We start from the raw sequence: 22,208 nt of genomic DNA, 5'->3' as shown, positions 1-22,208 counted from the left end.
AGCATCCAATGTCCGCACAACTGGCCCCCGCAGTGCGCGGCCTGCTGTCGCCCAGCGTGCTCAGCTGGCTCGACAAGCCGACACTTGGCCCTTTCATCGACGGCAGTTGGCGCACGGCCCGCTCCGACACCCTCATTGATGTGATCGACCCGGGCACAGGCCTTCCTGTCACCGCCTACGCCGCGTCGTCGGCAGAGGACGTCAGCGACGCCGTGGCTGCCGCCCGCAGGGCCTTCGACGACGGTCGCTGGAGCGAGCAGGACCCGGAGGCCCGCGAACAGACGCTGCGCCACCTCGCCGACCTGCTGGAAAAGGACGCCGAGGTCGTAGCCCAGCTGGAGGCCCTCGACACCGGCAAGCCCCTCGCCGAGGCCCGCCTAGACATCGACGAGGCGATCGCTGTCCTGCGTTACTACGCAGGGTGGGCCACGAAGGTCGAGGGCACGGTCATCCCAGCGCCGCGCCGTTTCTTCGCCACCAGCACCCGGGAAGCGATCGGCGTGTGTGCGGCCATCACGCCGTGGAACTACCCGTTGCCGATCCTGATGTACAAGCTGGCACCCGCCCTCGCGTTCGGAAACACCTTCGTGGCCAAGCCGTCGGAGCAGACGGTGCTGTCGACGGCGTACTTCGCGCAGCTGTGCGCAACGGCGGGCATCCCGGACGGCGTGGTCAACCTCGTTCCCGGGGCCGGGGCGACCGGTGCGGCGCTGACGGCTACCCAGGGGATCGACAAGATCGCGTTCACCGGATCCACCCGCACCGGCCAGGCCGTGATGCGCGCCGCCGCCGACACGCTCACCAGGGTCAGCCTCGAACTCGGTGGCAAGAGTCCCCAGTTGGTCTTCAGCGACGCGGATCTGGACGCCGCCATCGATGGCGTGATGGGAGGCATCTGGACGAACGCCGGACAGGTGTGCGTCGCCGGCAGCCGACTGATCATCGACCGTCGCGTCCATGATGAGTTCGTCGCCGAACTCGTCAGCCGCACCCGACGACTGAACCTCGGTCACGGCCTGGCCCCCGCCACCAATCTGGGTCCACTCGTCTCCGCCGCGCAGCGCGACCATGTCGTCTCGCTCGTCGACCAAGCGGTCGCGGCGGGCGCCAATGTCGAAATCACCGCTGAACTACCCGACGACAGGGGGTTCTTCGTCGCCCCGACGGTCGTCACCGGCGCCCGGCCCGGGCAGAGCATCGAACAGGAAGAGGTCTTCGGCCCGGTCCTGACCGTCCTGCCCTTCGATGACGAGGACCATGCCATCCAGCTGGCCAACGGCACCGACTACGGACTCGCTTCGGCAGTGTGGAGCGGGAGCGCGGCCCGCGTGCACCGTGTTTCCCGACGTCTGCGCGCCGGCACGGTGTGGGCCAACACCTACGGCGTCTTTCACCCCACGCTGCCATTCGGCGGCGTCAAAGCGTCGGGATTCGGCCGCGAGTTGGGTTCCGCAGCCGTCGACCACTACACCGAACTCAAGACCACGGTGATCGACCTGTAGACCGATCCTGGGCCGGTCGCTTCCCGTGAATCGGTCGGCCCCGCAATCGAGGAACTGACGCAATGTCCTCCAGCGCCACCCTGCACACCTCCTCCCACTGGCATCCCTTCCAGGACATGTCCGCCGCTCGGGACCAGCTGGTCCTGACCGACGCGGACGGGGTCTGGATGACCAGCTCCGACGGACGCCGCTTCCTGGACGCAACCGCCGGCCTGTGGTTCTGCCACGCCGGCTACGGACGCCGGGAGATAGCCGACGCGGCTCACGCCCAACTCCTGCGTCTGCACGCGTACTCCACCTTCGGCGATTACGCCAATGAGCCGGCCGACGAACTGGCCGACCGCTTGTCCGATCTGGCCCCGGGAGGCCCTTGGAAGGTGCTCTTCACCAGCGGCGGATCCGATGGTGTCGAGACGGCCGTAAAGTACGCCCGTCGCTACTGGCAGGCTCTCGGTCGGCCCGAGCGCACCATGGTCCTCAGCCGTCGGGACTCCTACCACGGCATGCACACCGCGGCCACACAGATCAGCGGCATTCCTGCGAACCGGAGCGGCTACGGCCCTCTGCTCCCGGACAGCCGTCTGATCGCCCGCGACGACGCGCAGGCGCTCCAGGCCGCGATCGACGAACTCGGCGCCGAACGGATCGCCGCCTTCGTGTGCGAGCCGATCGTTGGTGCCGGAGGAGTGCACTTCCCGCCCTCCGGATATCTGGAGACCGTTGCCGACATCTGCCGTCGCAACGACATCCTGTTCGTGGTTGACGAGGTGACGACCGGGATGGGACGTGCCGGCGCCTGGTTCGCGAGCGAGAACTACGGTCTGGAACCCGACCTCCTGCTGGCCGCGAAGGGACTGACCAGCGGCTACCTGCCGCTCGGCGCGGTCCTGGTCCACCAGCGGGTTGCAGCGCCCTTCTGGGAGGGCGGAGAGGTGTTCCGGCACGGGTACACCTACAGCGGACACGCCGCGGCGGCCGCCGCGGCCCTGGCCAACCTCGACTACCTCAACGAGCACGGCCTGCTCCGTGACGCCGACCGTATAGCCGCTCGCTTGCCCGAACTCTTCGACGGTCTTGGTGGGGACGGAGTGGTGCAGAGCGTGCGCACCGGCCCCGCAGCCATGGCCTGCGTTCAGCTCAACGCCTGGCTTCTACGCAAGGACCCTCTCCTCCTTCAGCGAGCAGTGCGGGCCGTCCGTGACGCCGGCGTCCTCACCCGCCCGTTCGCCTGCGGCGGCCTGCAGATCTCGCCGGCACTCTGCGCGACCGACACAGAACTCGAACAAATGGCAGAGGGAGTCCGCAAGGGACTCGCCAGCCTGCTGTGACCACCTCTGCCTCTGTCAAGAAAGGCCCCATCATGGGCACCCCTCTGCCTCCCCAGCCCCGTGTCCGTCTCGACCAAGTCGTCGGACAGGTCGACTTCACTCAGGTTCCGCGCTTCGCCGGCCCCACCACCTTCGCGTCTTTGCCCCGCCCGCATGAGACAGGCGACCTCGACGTGGCCGTTGTCGGTGTCCCGTTCGACGCCGGCGTCAGCTACCGGCCTGGTGCCCGCTTCGGCCCTCAGCACATCCGCATCGCCTCCCGTTTGCTACGCCCCTACAACCCTGAGGCGGACGCCTGGCCCTTCCTCGGGCAACAGGTCGTGGACCTCGGTGACATATCCGCCCACCCGTACGACATCTCTGCCGCTATCACCTCGATCGAGCAGGGCGCCCGCAGCGTCCTGGAACGAGCGAGCAAACTTCTCGTGCTCGGTGGCGACCACACCATCGCCCTGCCCGTGCTGCGTGCCCTGCATGCCCAGCACGGTCCGATCTCCGTACTCCACTTCGACGCGCACCTCGACACCTGGGACACCTACTTCAACAGTCCCTATCTGCACGGAACGCCTTTCCGCCGGGCCAGCGAGGAAGGGCTGCTGGACCTCGAAGGGTGCATGCACGTCGGCATCCGGGGTGGTCTCTACGGACCTGGCGACATGGACAACGACCGCGCGCTCGGCTTCGCACCCGTACGGTGCGAGGAGATCGAGGACATCGGTGTACGCGGCACCATCGAGCGCATGCACGCCCGGCTCGGCGACCGCCCGGTCTACGTCTCGGTCGACATCGACGTCCTCGACCCGGCATTCGCGCCCGGTACGGGAACGCCGGAGTCCGGCGGTCTCACGTCGCGGGAACTGCTCATGCTGCTGCGTGCCACCAGCGGCCTGAACGTGGTCGGCGCGGACATCGTGGAAGTCGCACCCGCCTATGACCACGCGGAGATCACCGGTGTGGCCGCGGCCCACGTCGGTTACGAACTGCTGTCCGCCTGGGCTCCGAAGATCGACCCGTCGCAGGCTCCGAGCAGCACCCGCGGGGCATGACGGTACCGCAGCCCGACATACAGGTGAGAGTTCATTCGGCGCGCTCATTACGCCAGATATTTTCATGCAATGAACTCTTGACAAGCATTTAGTGCCGATGGGACCGTCATGACTAGTGAAGGTGTCATCCGCGGTAGACCCCGCCGAAGCGATTGATCGCTTGATGAGCCGAACGTCGAGAGGTTGCCGCCACCCGGCATTCCCCGTCGGCACATCTGCTGTACGGCTTGCTCCCCAAGCCAGGCCGCAGGGCTGAAGCCCGCTCCGCAAGAACTGACCGAGCCGCCTACAGCACACAGAAACTTCCGCGCACCTTCCCAGGAGCCGTCATGACCGTAATTACCGGAGGCCCGGCCGTTCCTCAGGAGCGCCGCATCCTCACTGCGATCCCCGGCCCCAGGTCGCAGGAACTGATGACGCGCAAGAAGAGCGTCGTGGCAGACGCCATCTCCACAGCCCTCCCGGTATTCGCTGCGCGTGCGGGTGGTGGGATCGTCGAGGACGTCGACGGCAACCGGCTGATCGACCTCGGCTCCGGTCTCGGGGTGACGGTGGTCGGCAACGCCGCAGAGGAGGTGGTGCGCCGTCTCTCGGCCCAGGCCTCACAGTTCACCCACACCGCCTTCAGCGTCACTCCGTACGAGGCGTACGTGGAGGTCGCCGAGGCCCTGGCCGAGCTGACCCCGGGTGACCACGCCAAGAAGAGCGCGTTGTTCAACAGCGGTGCCGAGGCCGTCGAGAACGCCGTCAAGATCGCACGGGTGTACACCAAGCGGCAGGCGGTGGTCGTGTTCGACCACGGCTACCACGGGCGTACAAACCTCACCATGGCGCTGACGGCGAAGAACATGCCGTTCAAGCACGGTTTTGGGCCGTTCGCGCCTGAGGTGTACCGGGTGCCGCTGGCGTACGGCTACCGCTGGCCGTCAGGCCCGGAGAAGGCCGGCCCGGAGGCCGCCGCGCAGGCCATCGACCAGATCACCAAGCAGGTCGGGGCGGAAAACGTCGCCGCGATCATCATCGAGCCGATTCTCGGCGAAGGCGGAGTCATCGAGCCCGCGGAGGGCTTCCTGCCCGCGATCAGGGAGTTCGCCAGGGTCAACGGCATCGTCTTCGTCGCCGACGAGATCCAGTCCGGCTTCTGCCGCACCGGCGAGTGGTTCGCGTGCGAGGACGAGGGCATCGTCCCGGATCTCATCACCACCGCCAAGGGCATCGCCGGCGGTCTGCCGCTCGCCGCCGTCACCGGCCGGGCCGAGATCATGGACGCCGCGCACGCGGGCGGGCTCGGTGGCACCTACGGAGGCAACCCGGTCGCCTGTGCCGGTGCGCTCGGTGCGATCGCGACGATGAAGGAGCTGGACCTCAACGCCAGGGCCAAGAACATCGAGACGATCATGAAGGCTCGCCTCTCAGCCATGGCGGAGAGGTTCGACGTGATCGGCGACATTCGCGGACGCGGCGCCATGATCGCCATCGAACTCGTCAAGGACCGTACGACCAAGGAGCCGAATCCGGAGGCGGCGGCAGCTCTGGCGACCGCTTGCCACCAGCAGGGTGCCCTGGTCCTGGTGACCGGCACCTACGGCAACGTCATCCGCTTCCTCCCCCCGCTCGTCATCGGCGAGGACCTCCTCAACGAGGGCCTCGACATCCTCCACGAGGCTCTGGAAGCCCGTCAGTAAAGACCCCCCTCAGGCAACTCGCGGATCCCCGACACCCCCCGCTGGAGGTACATGATGTGTAGAGCAGGCAGCACTTCGTCCCTTAGGGGGACGCCATGACGACCGAGCAGCTGAAGCCGCCGGAGGCGGTCTCGGGCGGACTCAAGAAGGAGTTCACCCTCCGCAGCGCCTTCACGATCGCCTTTGTCTTCATCTCCCCGATCGTGGCGCTCTACGGAGTCTTCGCCCTGGTCCTGACCTCCGCCGGGCCTGCCGGCTGGTGGGCCTTCCTGATCGTTCTGGTCGGGCAGCTTCTTGTGGCCGGCGTCTTCGCGCAACTCGCCTCGAAGTGGCCGTTCGAGGGCAGTGTGTACCAGTGGTCACGCCGCCTGGCCGGGGAGCACTACGGCTGGTTCGCCGGCTGGGCGTACATGTGGTCGCTGATGGTCGCCGTCGCCGGTGGTGCCTACTACGTGGCCACCTTCCTGCCGATCATTCTCGGTACGCAGCCCTTCGGAAGCACGACGAAGGTCCTGGTTGCGATTGCTGTAACCATGGTGGTGACCGCCCTCAACGCGGCAGGGCCGAAGGCCGTCAAGACCTTCGCCGTACTCAGCCTGACGGCTGAGGTGGTCGGCAGCATTGTGCTCGGAAGCATCCTGCTGATCGGGCACCGCAACCAGCCGTTGAGCGTCGTCTTCGACACTGCTGGAACGGGCGGCGGAGACTGGCTCTGGACGGGCCTGTTCGCGGCGGTGGGCTTCGTCGGCTGGGCGTTCGTGGGCTTCGAGAGCGCCGGCGCCATCGCGGAGGAAGTGGTCGACGCCGAGCGGAACGTCCCGAAGGCCATGGTGGCGTCGCTGCTGGCGATCGGTGCCGTCGTACTCTTCTCGGGGCTCGCTCTCATTCTGGCCATACCGGACATGCAGGCCGTCGTCTCGGGCGCAATGCTCGACCCCACCGCCGAGACGGCTCAGGCCGCGCTGGGCAATAGCGTCACCAAGCCCCTGTTCATCCTGATCGTGATCGGGTTCCTCGCGAGCATGATGGCCGCGCAGACCAGCGCGTCTCGCATCATCTGGTCCTTCGCACGCGACGACGTGCTGCCTGCTTCGGGCCGCCTCTCCCAGCTCACCGGGCGCCACCAGTACCCCCTGGCCGCGGTTGTCACGGCCGGTACGCTGTCCATGATCGTGCTCTGCGCGGGCTTCTCGGCGAAGTTCTACAACACCCTCGTGAGCTTCTCGACCGGCGGCTTCTTCGTCGCCTTCGCGATGCCCGTCGTGGCGGTCCTCGTCTACCGAGTGCGCGGACGTTGGACACCGGGGCGCGTCACTCTGGGGCGATGGGGCTACCCCATCACGGTCGTGGCGGCGCTCTGGCTGCTCTTCGAGCTGGTCAACATCGTCTGGCCCAGGTCGCCACAACTGCCCTGGTACGAGAACTACGCAGTGCTCCTGGCCATGGCTTTCGTGGCCCTCCTCGGATTCGTCCTGTGGTTCAACGTCCGGACCAAGGTGGCGCGCCTCGCCGACCCAGCGTCGGCGGCCCCGCCGGTGCCTGCTGCGGACAGCGCATGAGGACCTGGCGATTACCGCCGGGTGAGCACGATCTGGGAGTGTCGCCCGTCACGGGTGGCACTCCCAGATCGGTTTTCCCTCGGAGCCAAGTTCACAGAGCCGTCCACGTGTACGGCAGCTTGTGTATGTCGATGTAACTGAACGTCTCAGTCGACGTAATGCCTGCGATCTGGCGCAGCGCCGTCCCCGTCAGGTGGTACAGATCGGCCCGACTCGCACAGCTGACCTCCAGCAGCAGGTCGTACGGTCCGGTAGTGGCCGCCACCACTTCCACCTCGTCGATTTGTCGCAGTGCGTGTACGACATCGGGAATCGGCCCCTGCACCCGGAGGCCCACCCCTGCCTGGACGCGCCGACCATACAGAAGCTGATTGGTGATGGTCACGATCCTGACCACACCTCGTTCGAGGAGACGCATCACTCGGCGGCGTGCGCTTGCGTAGGGCACACCGGACTGTTCCGCCAGTTCCTTGAAGGTTGCCCGGCCGTCCCGCTGGAGAACAGCGATCAGAGCTCGATCGGAGTCGTCGAACTCCTCCCTCGTCCCCGCGCTGGTCGCGATGCTGGGGCGCCCACCACCCACGAGCAGCTGCTGAGAGCCCTCCGGCGCGTACTTCTCCACCGAGAGGTACTGCATGGCCATGCAGGTGAGCACGCCGGGGATGACGCGCACCGACTCGTCGAGCACCCGAAGCAATTCCTGGTCATCCCGGCACACGAGTTCGACAATGATGTCGAACATGCCGGTGGTCTGCACTACAAGGTCGGCCTCGGGAATCTCCGCCAGTGCTCGGGCCACGGGCAGCACCGGCCCCCGCACGGTGATGCCCACCAGAGCGAAGCTGTCCAGGCCCACCGTGGCCGGAGAGACGCTACCGATCACCTGGATGACATCGTCGGCGATCAGACGCTTCAGCCGTTCGCGTACGGCGTCCCCCGATAGGTCGACGCGAGCGCCGAGCTCGGCATAGCCCGCCCTCCCGTCCGCGACGAGGAGCTTTACGAGCTGCTGATCTACAGCATCGACGAGCCCGCCAGGAACCTCGTTCCCCTTCGAGGACCTGCTTGCGGACCGACCTGGAGTCTCCAACGGTCACTCTCCCCCTCAGTTGCTCTGTAGTTTCATATCGTACCTTGAAGGCGCGGAAAGTTTGCATTAGGGGAGTCACGACAAGAGAAATTCCCATTGCTGGGCTACTGTCTCCCTGCTGCTGTCAGGCAGAACGACCCTCCGTACCTGAGAGGCGCATCGTGCCCACTCCGCCCTTCACCATGTTCGGTCCTCAGATCACTTTCCTGGGCGTAGACGCATGTGACCTGGAAGACCCTGCCACCTATGTCGACGCCGACGTCGTCATCCTGGGAGCTCCCTCGACGGCGGCACCAGCTATCGCTCCGGTGCTCGCTTCGGGCCCTCGGCCGTCCGCCAGGCGTGCTATCTCCCCCAAGACGGCTCGAGTACGACGCCGGCGACGTGCCCGTCTACAGCGGCGACACGGCCCGGTCGGTCAAGCAGATCGAAGAAGCCGTGTTCAAGATCGCCTCCTCAGGGGCCGTCCCCATCGTGCTGGGCGGCGATCACAGCATCGCCTGGCCCGACCACACCGGCGTGGCCAGGCACTTCGGCTTCGGCAAGGTGTCGATGATCCACTTCGACGCCCACGCGGACACGGCAGACATCCAGTTCGGCTCGCTCGTCGCCCACGGCACGCCGATGCGCCGGCTGATCGAGTCCGGGGCTCTTCGGGGCGATCGCTTCCTGCAGGTCGGGCTCCGCGTCCTTCTGGCCAGGCCACTGCGGGCGGCAAGCTCGTCGTAGGTCCATCCCCGCACCGCACGCAGCCGGGCCAGTTCCAGACGCAGAGCCTCGAAGTCCGGGTCGGGCGGGAAGATCGTCACCCACCCATCGGAAGGTGCAGACCCTCGCCATCGCCAGCGCAGCCGCAGAAAACATCGCCCCCTATGGTCTCTACGGTCTAGGAACCACGGCTCACAGTGACTCCGCTAACCCGCTGTTGATCGCAGGTGCGATCCATCTAGGGCTCCAGCTCGTCACTGGAGGCGACTACCGCGCTAAAGCTGAAAGGTTCGCCGAACTCGCGCAGCAAAGGATCAGGGACCTCCCACGCTCGTGGGCTTTCGATCCGCCGGACGTGTCACTAGCGCAAAGCGAAATGACGCCTCCCACTCTCTTCAGAGCCCTCGTTCGGCGAGGCCTGTTACGCGACGGCCTGGCCTGGTAAGCGTCTGCGCACTGAATTGATCGGTGCGCAGATCAGCGGTCATCGATGCGCGGAGAAGCGTTCAGTCCCCAGGTCACGCCCTCGGCGACTGAACTCCTTCCCATCGTCCGACAAAGCCCGGCACGCAGGACGGCACGTGAACCACTCGCCGGTCGTGGCAGGGTGACACCGCCGTGCTCACCACGCGGCCACTGACTCCCCGAGGCGGACGGCACCCTCAGCCGGGACAGCACCACCCTCGTCCCGGCCACCGTCCGCTGCGGGGACGCCACCTACGGTTCGTGGGCCACTGCCCGAGGAACTCGACCGGCGCCGTGATCGGCGACGCCACCGCACCGCACGGTACGTCGACGTCAACCGCGGATACGGCGCCAAGCAGGCCGTCGGCGTGAGCCCGGTGCTCGCCGAAGAGCTCGTGACCTGGTTCGAGGAGCCCGTCTCCTCCGACCCCCTGGCCACCTTCGCCGCGATCCCTGTCTGCTCCGCTGGGGTTCAGCCCTGCTTGCCTCGTCCGGTGAGCATGTCGCGGAACCGGTCGACCATGCCGGCTCCCGGGGCGAGAATCTTGTTGAGCGGCGGAGTGTCCGGGGCAGCGGGGTGCGGGCGGGTCGGAGCGGTCTTCTTGGCCGCACGGACCTTCTCCCCCAAGTCATCGAGTGCCTCTGCCGAGCATGCCTCCGCGAGCAGCGGGAAGAGACGGTCTTCTTCGTCCCTCACATGTGCGGTGACCGATGTCCTCAACTGGACGATGAGCATGTCGAACCGTGCGTCATCGGGCTGACAGCCCTCCAGCTCCTTCAGCAGTCGCTCGATCTCGCCATGGTCGGCGATCTCCTCGTCGGCGAGATCGTCACCCCCGTCGACGTACCGGCGGACCGCGGGGTACAGGTGTTGCTCCTCGGCCACCGAGTGCCGGACCAGCTCCATCGTCAGCTGGTCGGCCAGTGCACGGCGCGTGGCGGCGTCCGCTGCCTGGTTTGCGATCTGCTCGAAGAGCTCGTCGACCTCGCGGTGATCGACGATCAGTTCCTGGATGACGTTTCCTCCATGACCCATAAGAGGCACTCCTTTCGGCACACGGCACTCGGTGGTACTCGACAGCCGGAACTACTCGGCACGGACACGTGGACCAGCGTCCACAGGTCATACGTCCCACTCAGGCGGCAGGGCTTCACGCCCCCGGGATGCCAGCACCCGGACGGCCGAGCGACTCGGGCCCGCGCTCCGGCTCCGGGCAAGGAACCGAGAGATCTCCCCCAGGGCAGGGCTCTCCCGGCACGCACGCACGCATGGCGTGGTGGGCGGTAGGCGGTAGACGGCTGTCAGTTGACGAGGACCACGACTGCGACCCCGTCGGCGCACTCGGCGCTATCACCCCGATCACTCCCCCACGAGTGGCCCGACGAGCGGGATCCAGAAGTAGTTGCTGAAGGCGCCCGACAAGGTCCCGGGCAGGGCCAGGTCCTGCCATCCGCCCAGGTGAACAGGCGGGGGCCGAGGTTCGCCTTCACCGCCGTGTTGCGCAGGTAACAAGGGCCCAGCATCACCAACAACGGAACGGTTCCGCCACCGTTGCCCGCGCAGGTTGGGCCATCAGGAGCTGTGTACGGGACGGGCCGACTCCGCTCGCTTCCTGATCTCATTGACCGTGCCGTCGGGACCGCTCCCGGCAGCCGCCGTGACCCGGAGCTGTCACGGCAGCACCTGGCCCGGCGGCTTCCTGAAGAGGGGCGCCGGCGTCTCATCGCCGACTTCGCGGTCGTCGGTTACGGGAACTGCGTGACTTTGGAGGGCACCGTGTCGGTGCCGGACGTGGGCGCGCCGGTGTCGTTGACGACGTGGGCGTACTGGCCCTTGCCGCCCAGGGAGATCACCAGCAGATCGTGCATCTTGACACCGGATCTGACGGGCACCTGGAAGCCGTGTCGCTGCACGATGGAGGGGTCCGAGGTGTAGTTGCAGTAGCTGCCGAGCCCCCATGCCTCGTGCTGTGTCACGGTGTCGGCGACCTTGTAGGCCGCGTAGCCGACGATGCCGTCATGGGAGATGGCGGCGGCGTTCGGGGCGTCGTAGGCCTTCTCGTTCTGGAAGAAAATCGTGCGGCCGCGTTCGCCGCTCCACAGCACGTCGTACTTGTTGAAGTGCTCCACGAACAGCCCCGTGGCCAGGACGTCGTCGCCGTTGACCCTCAGGCCGTAGTCGGCGCGGTTGGTGTCCCAGCCGACACCGTCGCCGTGGTCGGCGCGCCAGAGCCAGGTGTGGTCGATGACGACGTCGTCGCTGTTGACGACGACGGAGTTGGTCGCGAGCCCCGGGCCCGCCCCGCCGATCCGGACGAAGACGTCCTGCATGGTGGTCGGGTCGGCCGAGTGGTCGGCGGAGGCGCCGGGCTCGCCGATCCGCAGCAGCGTGTCGGAGTTGGTGCGACCGGCGTCGATGAGGAAACCGGCGAGCCGTACGCCGTCGACGTCGGCCACGTGCATGGCGTCGACGCCGTTGTCCGGCACGAGCGTGGCCAGGCCCAGTCCGAGCACCACCGTGTCGGGCCGCCTCACGTCGATGGTCTGGTCGAGGTGGTAGACCCCGGGGGTGAACAGCAGGTTGAGTCCCTGGGCCAGCGCCTGGTTGATGGTGGCGGCGGTGGCGCCCGGCTTGACGACGTAGAACTGGTCCAGCGGGAGCGAGGTGCCGGCGTTCGCCGACCAGGACACCCCGCGCGCGTTGGTGCGCTTGGCGGGCACGAACACCTTGTACGTGCTGCCGTCGAGGTAGAGGAAGGGCTTCTCGCGGGAGATCGGCGTCGTGTCCAGGGTGGTGTACGGGCCCGAGTCGAAGTTGGTCGCCGGCGCGCCCTGCACTCCGGTGAACGTCATGTTCCACACGCCGTTGGTCCAGCCACCGACGGAACTGTCGCGGGTGTACCACTGCTGCTGGGAGTACGGCCCGACGGTGCCGTCGATTTTGGAGTCGGCGATGTAGCCGCCGGAGGCCCAACCGTAGCCGTTGGGGGCGAGGTTGAGGCCGCCCTGGATGTGCATGCGGCGGAAGGGCGCGGCCTGTGCCACCGCCCAGCGGTCGGTGTCGTTGGACGGCCTGATGGCGAGGTTCTCCGCCGAACGCCAGAAGTTCTGGGTGGCGTTGCCGTTGAACCAGCCCGCGTCGACGGTGACGTCACCGTTGATCTGGGTGTCGTCGGGGTTCAGCCCGAGGCCTGAGATCGAGGTGTAGAAACCGAGTTGGGCGTTGATGCCGTTGTAGGTGCCCGGCTTGAGCAGGAACTGGTAGCGCCCCGCGCCGAACTGCGCCGACTCCTGCTGGGCGAAGACCTGATCGAACCTCTGCTGGAGGTTGGGGGTGGACGGGTCCACGACGATCACGTTCGGGCCGAGGTCGCCGCCTCCCTGGACCGGGCCGCTGCCGCTGCCCGTGGTGCCGAAGACTTGGAACTCCCAGAGGGAGTAGCCCCATTGGGTGGCACGGTGGATGCCGAGGAGACGTACGTACCGGCCTTGTCCGGAGACGTCGAGGGTGTCGGTTCCGCCGTCTCCACCGGTGACCGAGCGCAGGTCGGTCCACGTATTGCCGTCGCTCGAGGACTGGATCTTGTAGTCCTTGCCGTAGGCGGTCTCCCAGTCGATGACGACTTGGCTGATGGAGGCGGTGGCTCCGAGATCGACCTGCAGCCACTGGTCGTCGGTGAACGCGGAGGACCACCGGGTGGCTGTGTTGCCGTCCACGGCTGCGCTCGCGGGCGTGCCGGAGTTCTCGTTGGTGGAGGACGTCGCCGTCCTGCCCTGGGACAGGTTCACGTCGGCGGCCGCGGCCGCCGGGAGTTGGGTGATGGGCAGGGTGATCAGTGCTGCCATGGCGGCAAGCGCGACACCCAGGGATCTGAGTCTCATGAAGCTTCCTGCGGGTGCGTCGGGGGAAGTGCGGGGAGCGCCGACGGCAGGAGCCTGGGGACATGGTGCATTCGCTGCGGCGGCGCTTAGTTCACGTCTTGATTTAACTGATGAGTCGCCAGCTTCGGCAAGCCTTCGGAAGTTGAAATCTTTCCGGGTCCACTCCCGTCGGATCCCTTGACATCTTGATGACATGCCCTCAACACTCCTCGGCGAGAGAGCGCTCTCACGTCTGCTGTTGCTCCATCCCCCCGCACGCCGTACCGGCTTGAGGAGACTCACATGCAGAGGATCGTCAGCGCCCCCACGAGCAGTCCCCCAGCCGGCACCGCGCACTCACGCACGGTGCTCGGCCTGGTCGTCGCCCTGCTCGTGGCCTTCTTCAACGTCCTGGCCCCTACGCCCGCGCACGCCGCGGACCAGCTGCTTTCCCAGGGCAGACCGGCCACCGCCTCATCGACCGAGAACGCGGGCACACCCGCGAGCGCGGCCGTGGACGGCAACACCGGCACCCGCTGGTCCTCCGCCTTCTCCGACCCGCAGTGGCTACGGGTCGACCTCGGATCCGTCCAGCAGCTCAGCCGAGTCAGCCTCAACTGGGAGGCCGCCTACGCGACCGCCTTCCAGATCCAGACCTCCACCGACGCCAACACCTGGACGACCGTCCACTCGACCACCACCGCCACCGGCGGCACCCAGAACATCAGCATCTCCGGCAGCGGCCGCTACGTCCGCCTCTACGGCACCGCGCGGGGCACCCCGTACGGCTACTCCCTGTGGGAGTTCCAGGTCTACGGCCCCGGCGGCACCACTCCGCCGGACGACTTCTGGGGCAGCACCACCGACATACCTCCGGCGAGCAACGCCGTCGAGGTGAAGATCCTCAACCGCACCAACGGCAAGTACCCGGACAGCCAGGTGTACTGGAGCTTCAACGGCCAGACGCACTCCATCGCCGAGCAGCCCTACCTCGACATGCCCGCCAACTCCGCGGGCCGCATGTACTTCCACCTCGGCTCACCCAACAGCCCCTACTACGACTTCATCGAGTTCACCGTCGGCAACAGCGTCTTCAACGGCAACACCACCCGGGTCGACGCCTTCGGCCTGAAGCTGGCCATGCGCCTGCACACCAAGGACGGCTACGACGTCGAGGTCGGCGAGAACCGGCAGACCTTCGCCGAGGACCGCGCCACCACGTTCCAGCGCTTCACCGACGCCGTACCGGGCGAGTTCAAGGTGCTGGCGCAGACCCAGGCCCCGTACCGGATCATCGCGCCCGGCAGCGATCCGAGCTTCCGCGCGGGCGGCGCCAACGCCAACTACTTCACCGCGTACGCCCAGTCCGTGGGCGTGAACGGGGCCACCTCCGACATCTTCGGCTGTGCCGCCTCACTGGCGGGCAACCCCGACATGTGCGCCGCCCTCAACCGCCACGTCGCCACGCTGCCGGCCTCCCAGCAGTCCGACCCGGCGCAGTTCTACAAGGCCGCACCGGCGAACCACTACGCCAAGTTCTGGCACGACAACGCCATCAACCACCTCGCCTACGGATTCCCCTACGACGACGTGGCGGGTCAGTCCTCTTTCATCTCCCACGCCGACCCGCAGTGGCTCCTGGTAGCCGTCGGCTGGTAGAGGGGGGGTCGGGGCGACTGGAAAGCACTCCCCTGCCTCGACGGGACTCAGCGTCATCAACGGCCATCCGCGAGGGGCCTGTCGGCCTCTCGTCGGCCATTTTTATTCCAGGTTTATCTTGCCCGTCCGTGCGCATTCGAGTGAGGAAGGTATTGCTGAACGAGGAGGAAACGTGGGCATCATCGCCTGGATTCTGATCGGCCTGCTGGCCGGCGCCATCGCCAAGCTTCTGCTGCCCGGCAAGGACCCGGGCGGAATCATCATCACCATGCTGATCGGCATTGTCGGCGGCCTGCTCGGGGGCTGGCTCGGCAAGGTGATCTTCGGTGTCGATTCGATCGACGGTTTCTTCGACCTCTCGACCTGGGTGGCCGCCATCGTCGGCTCCCTCATCCTGCTCGTGCTGTACCGAGTGGTCACCGGCAACCGGCGGTCCCACCGCCACGCCTGATGTGCCGCCCTCGGCCGGCCCCGCCGTTCAAGGCGAGGCCGGCCGAGGCACGTTCCGCCGTCCTTACCGGGGCTGGTGGCTGTGGGGGCCTGCGGGAGGGCGCTACCGGCGTTTCGGCCTGTACTCGTGCAGGAGACAAAGGCGTTCGCTGCGCAGACAGTCCGGCGCCGACATGGTCGCGGCGCCGCGCGGCAGGGGACGCCCGCGGCCGAGGACGTCTGGAGGCGCCTGGAGTCGGCGGGCGAGGTCACGCGCCGGCCGGCTCCGCTCGCGCCGTCTCGGGCGCCAGATAGTCCTCGGTGATCTCCTTCGGACCGAACGGCCACACCTTCTCGAAGCGGGCCCACAGCACATACGCCACGCAGCCGAGGGCCAGCCATGCCAGCGACCACTCGATGGGGTGGCGGCCCGGCGAGTTCTTGTCCGCGTATCCGTAGATCACGCACCAGCCGGCGAACGCGATGATGCTCGGCACCGGGTAGAGCCACATCCGGTAGGGCCGCTTCAGTGTCGCCTGTCGCCTGCGCAGCACGCTCAACGCCACGATCTGGGCCAGCGCCTGGACGATGACCATCACTGTCGTCAGGAGCTGGATCAGAGTCGCCAGGTCGGTGTGGCGGCCGATCAGGAACCCGATCGCCGTGATCACGCCCATCGTCGCAAGGCCGAGGGTCGGGAAGCGGTGCTTGGGGTGGAGCTTGGCGTAGGGGCGGAAGAAGACCCGGTCGCGGGCGGCGTCGTAGGGCACGCGCGAGCCGCCGAGCAGGCCGGTGAAAACCGACGCGAAGGCCGTGATCAGGATGAGGACGGTGACCGTGTCGGCAGCGCCCTTGCCCCAGGTCTCCTCCAGCACCGCCGAGGCCACCGAGGTGGAGGCGATGTCCTTGGCATCCGTCATACGGTGCCAGTCGATCACGCCCAACGTGCCGATCTGCAGCAGCAGATAGATCGCCATGATGCCCAGGATGGAGAAGATGATCGAGCGGGGCAGGTTGCGGCCCGGGTCCTTGATCTCGGCGCCCATGTAGGCGGTGGTGTTGTAGCCGAGGTAGTCGTAGATGCCGATGGTCAGGCCGCCCGCGAAGCCGATCCAGAAGGTGTTGCTGCCCAGGTCGAAGGCGTGCGCCGGGTAGGTGAAGGCGAGGTGGGCGCTGAAGTCGGTCGCCGCGGCCAGGATGACCAGCAGCACCGATGTGATCATGACCGCCCACATCACGGCGGTGATGCGCGCGATGTGCTCGATGCCGCGCCACAGCAGGATCACGACCAGGGCGATGACACCGAGGCCCACCAGGTCACCGGAGGTCTTTCCCAGGTCGGGGGCTAGGTAGCCCAGGTACTGGACGAAGCCGACCACTCCGGTCGACATGATCAGCGGGATGAAGAGCATCGCCGTCCACACGAACAGGAACGGCATCAGCCGGCCGGTGCGGTACTGGAAGGCCTGGCGCAGATAGACGTAACTGCCGCCGGAGCCGGGCATCGCCGCACCGAGTTCCGCCCACACCAGCCCGTCGGCCAGCGCGAGGATCGCGCCCGCGACGAATCCGACGACCGCCTGCGGGCCGCCGAACGCGGCGACCATCAGCGGGATCGTGACGAACGGCCCGATGCCGCACATCTGGCTCATGTTGATGGTCGTGGCCTGGAACAGGCCGACGCGACGGACGAAACCACCGCTGGGCGGCGGGCTACCGGACATGCAGGCTCCTGGGGTGGTGAGTCGCTGAGGGGGTGAGGGGCGGCGTGCGGGCCGGTATCCGGTGTCTTGGCCGATAAAGTTAAGGAGCCTTACTTGATGCGTCAAGAGGGGGGCTCCCTGTGCGTGAGAATGGTGCGATGGCCGCCGGTGACGTCGTAGAGCAGCAAGAGCAGCCCTGGAACCGGCAGCGGCTGCGCAGCACCAACGAGCGGTTGCTGCTGGAGCGGTTGCGTGCGGACGGCCCCGCGTCCCGGGCGCAGCTCGCCCGGGAGAGCGGCCTGTCCAAACCGACCGTCTCCAGCGCCCTGGCCGCACTGGAATCGGCCGGACTGGTCCGCGAGGCAGGCACTCATGTACCCGAGCGCGGTCGTACGGCGGTGCTGTACGCGCCCGATCCGGCCGCCGGTCATGTCCTCGGCATCGACGTCGGCCGCAGCTGGCTTCGGGTCGCCGTGGCCGACCTGGACGGCACCGTCGTCGCCCGCTCCGACGTGCGCAACCAGGCTCGCAGCTCGGGTGCGATGGCCGACCTGGTGGTGTCGACGGCCCGGCAGGTCGTCGCCGGTTCGGGCGCGGCCCCGGACGAGGTGGTGCACGCGGTGGTGGGCACGCCCGGTGTGTACGACGAGGAGCACCGCCGGGTGCGGTACGCGATGCACCTGCCGGGCTGGGGGCGGGCCGGTCTCTTCGACCGGATGCGCGAGGAGTTGGGCGTCCCGTTGGAGGTGCACAACGACGCCAATCTCGCCGCGCTCGGTGAGTACACGTACGGCGTGGGGGCGGGAAGCCGGCTGTTCGCGTACATCCTCATCGGCACCGGTCTGGGCATGGGCGTGGTGAGCGAGGGGCGCCTGTTCACGGGGGCGCACGGTCTCGCCGGGGAGATCGGTTTCCTGCCCTGGCCCGGACAGCAGAAGCGGCAGCGGCTGGAGGACGCGGTGTCGGGGGTGGCGGTCGTGGAGGCGGCACGCCGGTTCGGCATGCGGGGACAGCTCACCGCGAAGGCCGTGTTCGACGCGGCCCGGCAAGGAGACGACGCCGCTGTCCAGGCGGTCCGGCTGGAGGGCGAGCGCATCGCCCACACGGTGGCCGCCGCGGCGGCCGTCCTCGACCCTGACCTCGTGGTCCTCGGCGGCGGAGTAGGCCACAGCGTGGACCTTCTCCTGAAACCGGTGCGCGACAACCTCAGGACTCTGACTCCCCTGCGCCCGAAGCTCGCCCCCAGTCGGCTGGGCGAGGACGCGGTCCTCCTCGGCGCGGTGGCGACAGCGCTCGGAACAGCGCGGGAGGTGGTGTTCGAGCGACGGTCAGCGATGTCCTGAGCGGCCCAACCCCGGTGCAGGCCCGCTTCAGCGGTCACCGCGTCCAGCACACCTGACCGAAGAACCGGTCCCAGGCGAACGTGGGCACGGTGCGCTGCGCCGGACATCCGAGGTCAGGAGCTCTGCCCCTTGGACGTCATCTCGCCGATCCGGGGCTTGTGCGCTGGTTGGCATGGAAGCGGGCCTTCTTCTGGCGATTCCCGCAGGTGTTCATGTCGCACCATTTACGGGTGCGGCTTTGACTGGTGTCGAAGAAGGCAGCTTTGCAGGTCGGTGACGCGCACAACGCCAGCTTTCCGTCGCGTTCGCCCGCGATGATGCTGATCGCGTCGGCGGCGATCACGCTGAGGGCGTCCTCCACACAGGAAGCCGAGCTGAGCCGCCATCGCCGCTCACCCTCGGGCGTCAGGACAGCCGCGGCCCGACCTCGAGTGCTGCAGTCGTTGATGACGTGGACGGCGGATGCGGGGAGAGCGCCCAGGAGCGCGGCCGCTGTCGCCGCGGCGTGAATCGACTCCCTCAGTTCCCGGGCGAGGTCGAGCTGGGCAGTGGTGCAGGAGTCCACGGCGAGGCCGTTCACCGCCAGCCAGTCGACGAGTCGCTGGGGCGTGGGAATGCGCTCCACAGGGTCGCCATGACGCTCCGACAGAGTCCCCGTGAAGGTGGTCGCCAGCACGTTGCCGAGGCGGAAGTCAGGGAAGCGAACACGCATGGAACCACCTTAGCCGGTTGCGGCGTAGGGCGGAGAGCTGTTAGAACCGTCTAAGACGGTTCACATCAGGTGGTAGTCGGTTCCGCGACGGCCAGGAGGTCTCATGCCCCGTCCGACCAGCGACGTGCACGCGTTTGAAGCCCATGCGACTGACGCCGATCTCGACGATCTGCGCGCGCGTCTGGCCGCGGCGCGGCTACCGGAGGCCGAGACGGTCCAGCGCGCCGCGCCCGACCCACGGCGATGGGAACAGGGCGTTCCTCTCGCCGACCTCGTCGATGTCGTGCACTACTGGCGCACCGGGTACGACTGGCGGTCGTTCGAAGCCCGCCTCAACGGGATAGGCCAGTTCCGAACAACCGTTGATGGCCTGGGAATCCACTTCCTGCACCGCCGTTCCGCGCGCGCGGACGCCACCCCGCTGGTCCTGACGCACGGCTGGCCGGGCAGCATCGCCGAGTTCATCGATGTGGTGGACGAGCTGGCGGATCCGAACGATGCGGACGCGCCCGCGTTCCACGTCGTGGTCCCGTCCCTCCCAGGCTTTGGTTACAGCGACAAGCCGACGGTCACCGGGTGGGGAACCGAAAAGATCGCGGCCGCATGGGTGGAACTGATGGGACGGCTCGGCTACAGCAGGTTCGTAGCCCACGGCGGCGACTGGGGAGGCAATATCACCACGGTCCTCGGCGGCAGGTTCCCAGCGCACGTTCTCGGCATTCACACGTTGTTCGCGGAGGCGCCGCCAGGACTGACGACGGACGGGCTGACTGCGGTCGAGCGGAAGTGGACCGAGGAAACCCGCGATTTCTGGCGCCACCGCGCGGCGTACGCCAAGCAGCAGGCGACCCGGCCGCAGACCATCGGCTACTCGCTCGTCGACTCACCGGTCGGGCTCCTTGCCTGGATCCTCGACAAGTTCGCCGAGTGGTCGGACACCGAGGACAGCCCGTTCGAGACACTTTCCATCGACAGAATTCTTGACGACGTCACCCTGTATTGGCTGACGCGGACCGGCGCATCGGCGGCCCGCATCTACTACGAAAGCCACAATTCACTGGACCCCGACCTTCGGGTCGACGTCCCGTCGGCAATCAGCATGTATCTCCGCGACATCGAGAAGTGCCCGCTCCCCTGGGCACAGGAGCGGTACCGCCGGATCGTTCGCTGGAGGTCGCCCGAAAGCGGAGGACATTTCCCGTCGCTGGAGGTTCCCGAGTATTTCGTGAAGGATCTCCAAGAGGGCTTCGCGGCAGTGCTGGCCGCCGGTCGGTGAAGGCGGCCGGACATCGGCACTCGATCACCGCAGAGGACTGCCGAACCGACGGGAGTTGCGCCCGCGGACGCCGGTTCCCCGAGGCCTCGACGCGACGCCTCGGACGACGGTTCGCACCACGTACTCGGGCCCTCCGGCGCAACCCCACCACATCACCAGGCCATTGCCCCGTGACGGTCACGGAAGACTCCGGTCGGGCCGTCCGCCCCGATGGTGGCGAGCTCGACGATCGCGTCGGTGCCCTCGCTCACGGTCTGCGGGCCGCTGTGGCCGTTGAAGTCGGTCGCGGTGTAGCCGGGATCGGCAGCGTTCACCTTCACGTCCGGCCACGACTTCGCGTACTGCGTGGTCAGCATGGTCACGGCGGCCTTGGACGCGGTGTAGAGCGGCGCGACGGCCCGGCCCTCCGCGCGACCCGGGTCGTGGGTGGCCGCGAACGACCCCATGCCGCTGGACACGTTGACGATGACCGGGTTCGCGGACCTGCGCAGCAGGGGCAGGAACGCGTGCGTCACCCGGACGATCCCCACGACGTTGACCTCGAACACCGCGCTCGCGTCAGCGGCCGTGAGCTGGTCGGCCGGGCCGTGCGGCCCGAGGACGCCCGCGTTGTTGATCAGTACGTCGACAGCGCCCTCGTGGGCCCCGATGTCGGCGGCGGCCGCGGCCACCGACGCGTCGTCGGTCACGTCGATCTGGACGAAACGGGCACCGAGTGCGTCGGCGGCCGCCTGGCCGCGGGCGCTGTCGCGAGCGCCGACGAGGACGGTGTGGCCGGCCTCGATCAGTCGGCGGGCGGTCTCGTACCCGAGGGACCTGTTGGCTCCTGTGATGAATGTCGTGGTCATGCCTTCACTCTCGGCCGGTGCCGAGAGGAGAGCCAGTGCCCCCTGCGACGGTAGGACTGCCAGTACCAGGCACAACGGCTCTCCGGCGGACACAATGGTCCGGTGGACGAGACCCTGGGCACGGCATTGCGCCGCTGGCGCGACCGGCTTTCCCCCCTCGACGTCGGACGGCCGGCGCGGCCGGGACGCCGTGCGTCGGGATTGCGACGCGAGGAACTGGCCGACCTCGCGGGCCTGTCGGTCGACTATGTGGTGCGGCTGGAGCAGGGGCGCGCCACGAGCCCTTCGGCGCAGGTCGTCGCGAGCCTGGCCAGGGCACTGCAACTGCAGCCGACGGAGCGCGATTACGCCTACCGGCTGGCCGGCCTCCTGCCGCCCCAGGACGGGACGATCTCCACGCACGTGCCGGCGGGCGTCCAACGGATGCTGGCTCGCCTCGGGGAGTTCCCCGTGGGTGTGTTCAGTGCCGACTGGACCCTGCTGTCCTGGACTCCCGCCTGGGCGGTGCTGATGGGCGACCCCAGCGCGCGGACACACGCCGAGCGGAATCTGGTGCGGGCGGTCTTCGCCACAGGTCCCTCAGGGCTCGCGGCCTGGCCCGTGATCCAGGACGGCGACGCCCTGAACCCCGCCCTCGTCGCCGATCTGCGCACGGCCCTCATCGACTACCCCCACGACAGTTCACTCATCGACCTTGTCGCCGAAATGCGCGCCACCAGCGCGGAGTTCGCCCGGCTGTGGGACGAGGGTGCGGTCGGTCCGCACGTCTCAGCCCGCAAGACGGTCATGCACCCCCAGGTCGGCGAGGTGACGTGCGACTGCGACGTGCTCACCGTCCCGGGAGGCGACGTCCGCCTCGTCGTCTACACGGTGGCCGCGGGTTCGGCCGATGCGGAGAAGCTGGAGTTCCTGCGGGTCACGAACGGCGTCCGCGCCGACGGCCCCGCGCCTCCGGGACCCGGCCTGTTCTCCACGCCGTGACCGGTCGGGCGTC

Annotated in this window: 17 protein-coding genes and 1 pseudogene; 11 read left to right on the top strand and 7 right to left on the bottom strand. The window is 67.8% G+C overall.

What is annotated here, in order from left to right; all coding sequences use genetic code 11:
• The first annotated feature begins 8 nt into the window (after positions 1 to 8).
• The 5 genes from ABZT93_RS29015 to ABZT93_RS28995 all read left to right on the top strand — a co-directional run bounded on the left by ABZT93_RS29015 (position 9) and on the right by ABZT93_RS28995 (position 7,120).
• Positions 9 to 1,502: an aldehyde dehydrogenase family protein gene (locus ABZT93_RS29015; RefSeq protein WP_356110231.1), complete on the top strand. Its 1,494-nt coding sequence runs from the start codon at positions 9 to 11 to the stop codon at positions 1,500 to 1,502.
• 62 nt (positions 1,503 to 1,564) lie between these two features.
• The gene (locus ABZT93_RS29010; protein WP_356110228.1) at positions 1,565 to 2,830 is read left to right on the top strand and encodes an aminotransferase class III-fold pyridoxal phosphate-dependent enzyme; all 1,266 of its coding nucleotides are present in this window, start codon (positions 1,565 to 1,567) and stop codon (positions 2,828 to 2,830) included.
• Between the two features lie 32 nt (positions 2,831 to 2,862).
• The gene (gene speB / locus ABZT93_RS29005; RefSeq protein ID WP_356110226.1) at positions 2,863 to 3,876 is read left to right on the top strand and encodes an agmatinase; all 1,014 of its coding nucleotides are present in this window, start codon (positions 2,863 to 2,865) and stop codon (positions 3,874 to 3,876) included.
• Between the two features lie 329 nt (positions 3,877 to 4,205).
• Positions 4,206 to 5,561, top strand: coding sequence for a 4-aminobutyrate--2-oxoglutarate transaminase (gene gabT / locus ABZT93_RS29000; RefSeq protein WP_356110223.1), 1,356 nt, complete (start codon positions 4,206 to 4,208; stop codon positions 5,559 to 5,561).
• Positions 5,562 to 5,656: 95 nt separating this feature from the next.
• Positions 5,657 to 7,120 (top strand): amino acid permease, encoded by a 1,464-nt coding sequence (locus ABZT93_RS28995; protein WP_356110220.1) that lies wholly within the window; start codon positions 5,657 to 5,659, stop codon positions 7,118 to 7,120.
• 91 nt (positions 7,121 to 7,211) lie between these two features.
• On the opposite strand, the gene ABZT93_RS28990 is transcribed toward ABZT93_RS28995, so the two are convergent.
• On the bottom strand, positions 7,212 to 8,210 hold the full coding sequence (locus ABZT93_RS28990) for an Lrp/AsnC family transcriptional regulator (RefSeq protein WP_356110217.1): 999 nt from the start codon (positions 8,208 to 8,210) through the stop codon (positions 7,212 to 7,214).
• Between the two features lie 246 nt (positions 8,211 to 8,456).
• On the opposite strand from ABZT93_RS28990, the gene ABZT93_RS28985 reads away from it, so the two are divergent.
• Positions 8,457 to 8,939, top strand: a complete 483-nt coding sequence (locus ABZT93_RS28985) for an arginase family protein (RefSeq protein ID WP_356110215.1) — start codon at positions 8,457 to 8,459, stop codon at positions 8,937 to 8,939.
• On the opposite strand, the pseudogene ABZT93_RS28980 reads toward ABZT93_RS28985, so the two are convergent.
• From ABZT93_RS28980 to ABZT93_RS28970, 3 genes and pseudogenes are all read right to left on the bottom strand, one after another.
• Positions 8,897 to 9,019 (bottom strand): annotated as a pseudogene (locus tag ABZT93_RS28980) (XRE family transcriptional regulator); the annotation flags it as partial. The gene ABZT93_RS28985 and the pseudogene ABZT93_RS28980 overlap by 43 nt on opposite strands.
• 836 nt (positions 9,020 to 9,855) lie before the next feature.
• Positions 9,856 to 10,419 (bottom strand): hemerythrin domain-containing protein, encoded by a 564-nt coding sequence (locus ABZT93_RS28975; protein WP_356110213.1) that lies wholly within the window; start codon positions 10,417 to 10,419, stop codon positions 9,856 to 9,858.
• Between the two features lie 710 nt (positions 10,420 to 11,129).
• Positions 11,130 to 13,265, bottom strand: a complete 2,136-nt coding sequence (locus ABZT93_RS28970; RefSeq protein ID WP_356110210.1) for a discoidin domain-containing protein — start codon at positions 13,263 to 13,265, stop codon at positions 11,130 to 11,132.
• A 282-nt stretch (positions 13,266 to 13,547) separates the two neighbouring features.
• On the opposite strand from ABZT93_RS28970, the gene ABZT93_RS28965 reads away from it, so the two are divergent.
• Complete coding sequence (locus ABZT93_RS28965) at positions 13,548 to 14,903, top strand: beta-1,3-glucanase family protein (RefSeq protein ID WP_356110207.1); 1,356 nt, start codon at positions 13,548 to 13,550, stop codon at positions 14,901 to 14,903.
• Between the two features lie 172 nt (positions 14,904 to 15,075).
• A complete protein-coding gene (locus ABZT93_RS28960; protein WP_356110205.1) occupies positions 15,076 to 15,354 on the top strand; it encodes a GlsB/YeaQ/YmgE family stress response membrane protein in 279 nt (92 codons plus the stop codon).
• Positions 15,355 to 15,601: 247 nt separating this feature from the next.
• Here ABZT93_RS28960 and ABZT93_RS28955 read toward each other — a convergent pair whose 3' ends face one another.
• Positions 15,602 to 17,056 carry an APC family permease gene (locus tag ABZT93_RS28955; RefSeq protein WP_356110203.1) on the bottom strand — a complete coding sequence of 485 codons (1,455 nt, stop codon included), beginning with the start codon at positions 17,054 to 17,056 and terminating at the stop codon, positions 15,602 to 15,604.
• Positions 17,057 to 17,193: 137 nt separating this feature from the next.
• Between ABZT93_RS28955 and ABZT93_RS28950 the strand changes: the two genes are divergently transcribed.
• Positions 17,194 to 18,378 carry an ROK family transcriptional regulator gene (locus ABZT93_RS28950; RefSeq protein WP_356110389.1) on the top strand — a complete coding sequence of 395 codons (1,185 nt, stop codon included), beginning with the start codon at positions 17,194 to 17,196 and terminating at the stop codon, positions 18,376 to 18,378.
• Positions 18,379 to 18,514: 136 nt separating this feature from the next.
• Here ABZT93_RS28950 and ABZT93_RS28945 read toward each other — a convergent pair whose 3' ends face one another.
• Positions 18,515 to 19,090, bottom strand: coding sequence for a CGNR zinc finger domain-containing protein (locus ABZT93_RS28945; RefSeq protein WP_356110200.1), 576 nt, complete (start codon positions 19,088 to 19,090; stop codon positions 18,515 to 18,517).
• Positions 19,091 to 19,193: 103 nt separating this feature from the next.
• Between ABZT93_RS28945 and ABZT93_RS28940 the strand changes: the two genes are divergently transcribed.
• The gene (locus tag ABZT93_RS28940) at positions 19,194 to 20,366 is read left to right on the top strand and encodes an epoxide hydrolase family protein (RefSeq protein ID WP_356110197.1); all 1,173 of its coding nucleotides are present in this window, start codon (positions 19,194 to 19,196) and stop codon (positions 20,364 to 20,366) included.
• Between the two features lie 152 nt (positions 20,367 to 20,518).
• On the opposite strand, the gene ABZT93_RS28935 is transcribed toward ABZT93_RS28940, so the two are convergent.
• Positions 20,519 to 21,214, bottom strand: a complete 696-nt coding sequence (locus ABZT93_RS28935) for an SDR family NAD(P)-dependent oxidoreductase (protein WP_356110195.1) — start codon at positions 21,212 to 21,214, stop codon at positions 20,519 to 20,521.
• A gap of 102 nt (positions 21,215 to 21,316) precedes the next feature.
• On the opposite strand from ABZT93_RS28935, the gene ABZT93_RS28930 reads away from it, so the two are divergent.
• Positions 21,317 to 22,195 carry a helix-turn-helix transcriptional regulator gene (locus tag ABZT93_RS28930; RefSeq protein WP_356110193.1) on the top strand — a complete coding sequence of 293 codons (879 nt, stop codon included), beginning with the start codon at positions 21,317 to 21,319 and terminating at the stop codon, positions 22,193 to 22,195.
• Positions 22,196 to 22,208 lie beyond the last annotated feature (13 nt).

The organism is Streptomyces sp. NPDC005303 (genome assembly GCF_040607335.1).
GTDB lineage: Bacteria > Actinomycetota > Actinomycetes > Streptomycetales > Streptomycetaceae > Streptomyces.
This window is presented reverse-complemented; position numbering and strand designations above follow the sequence as displayed.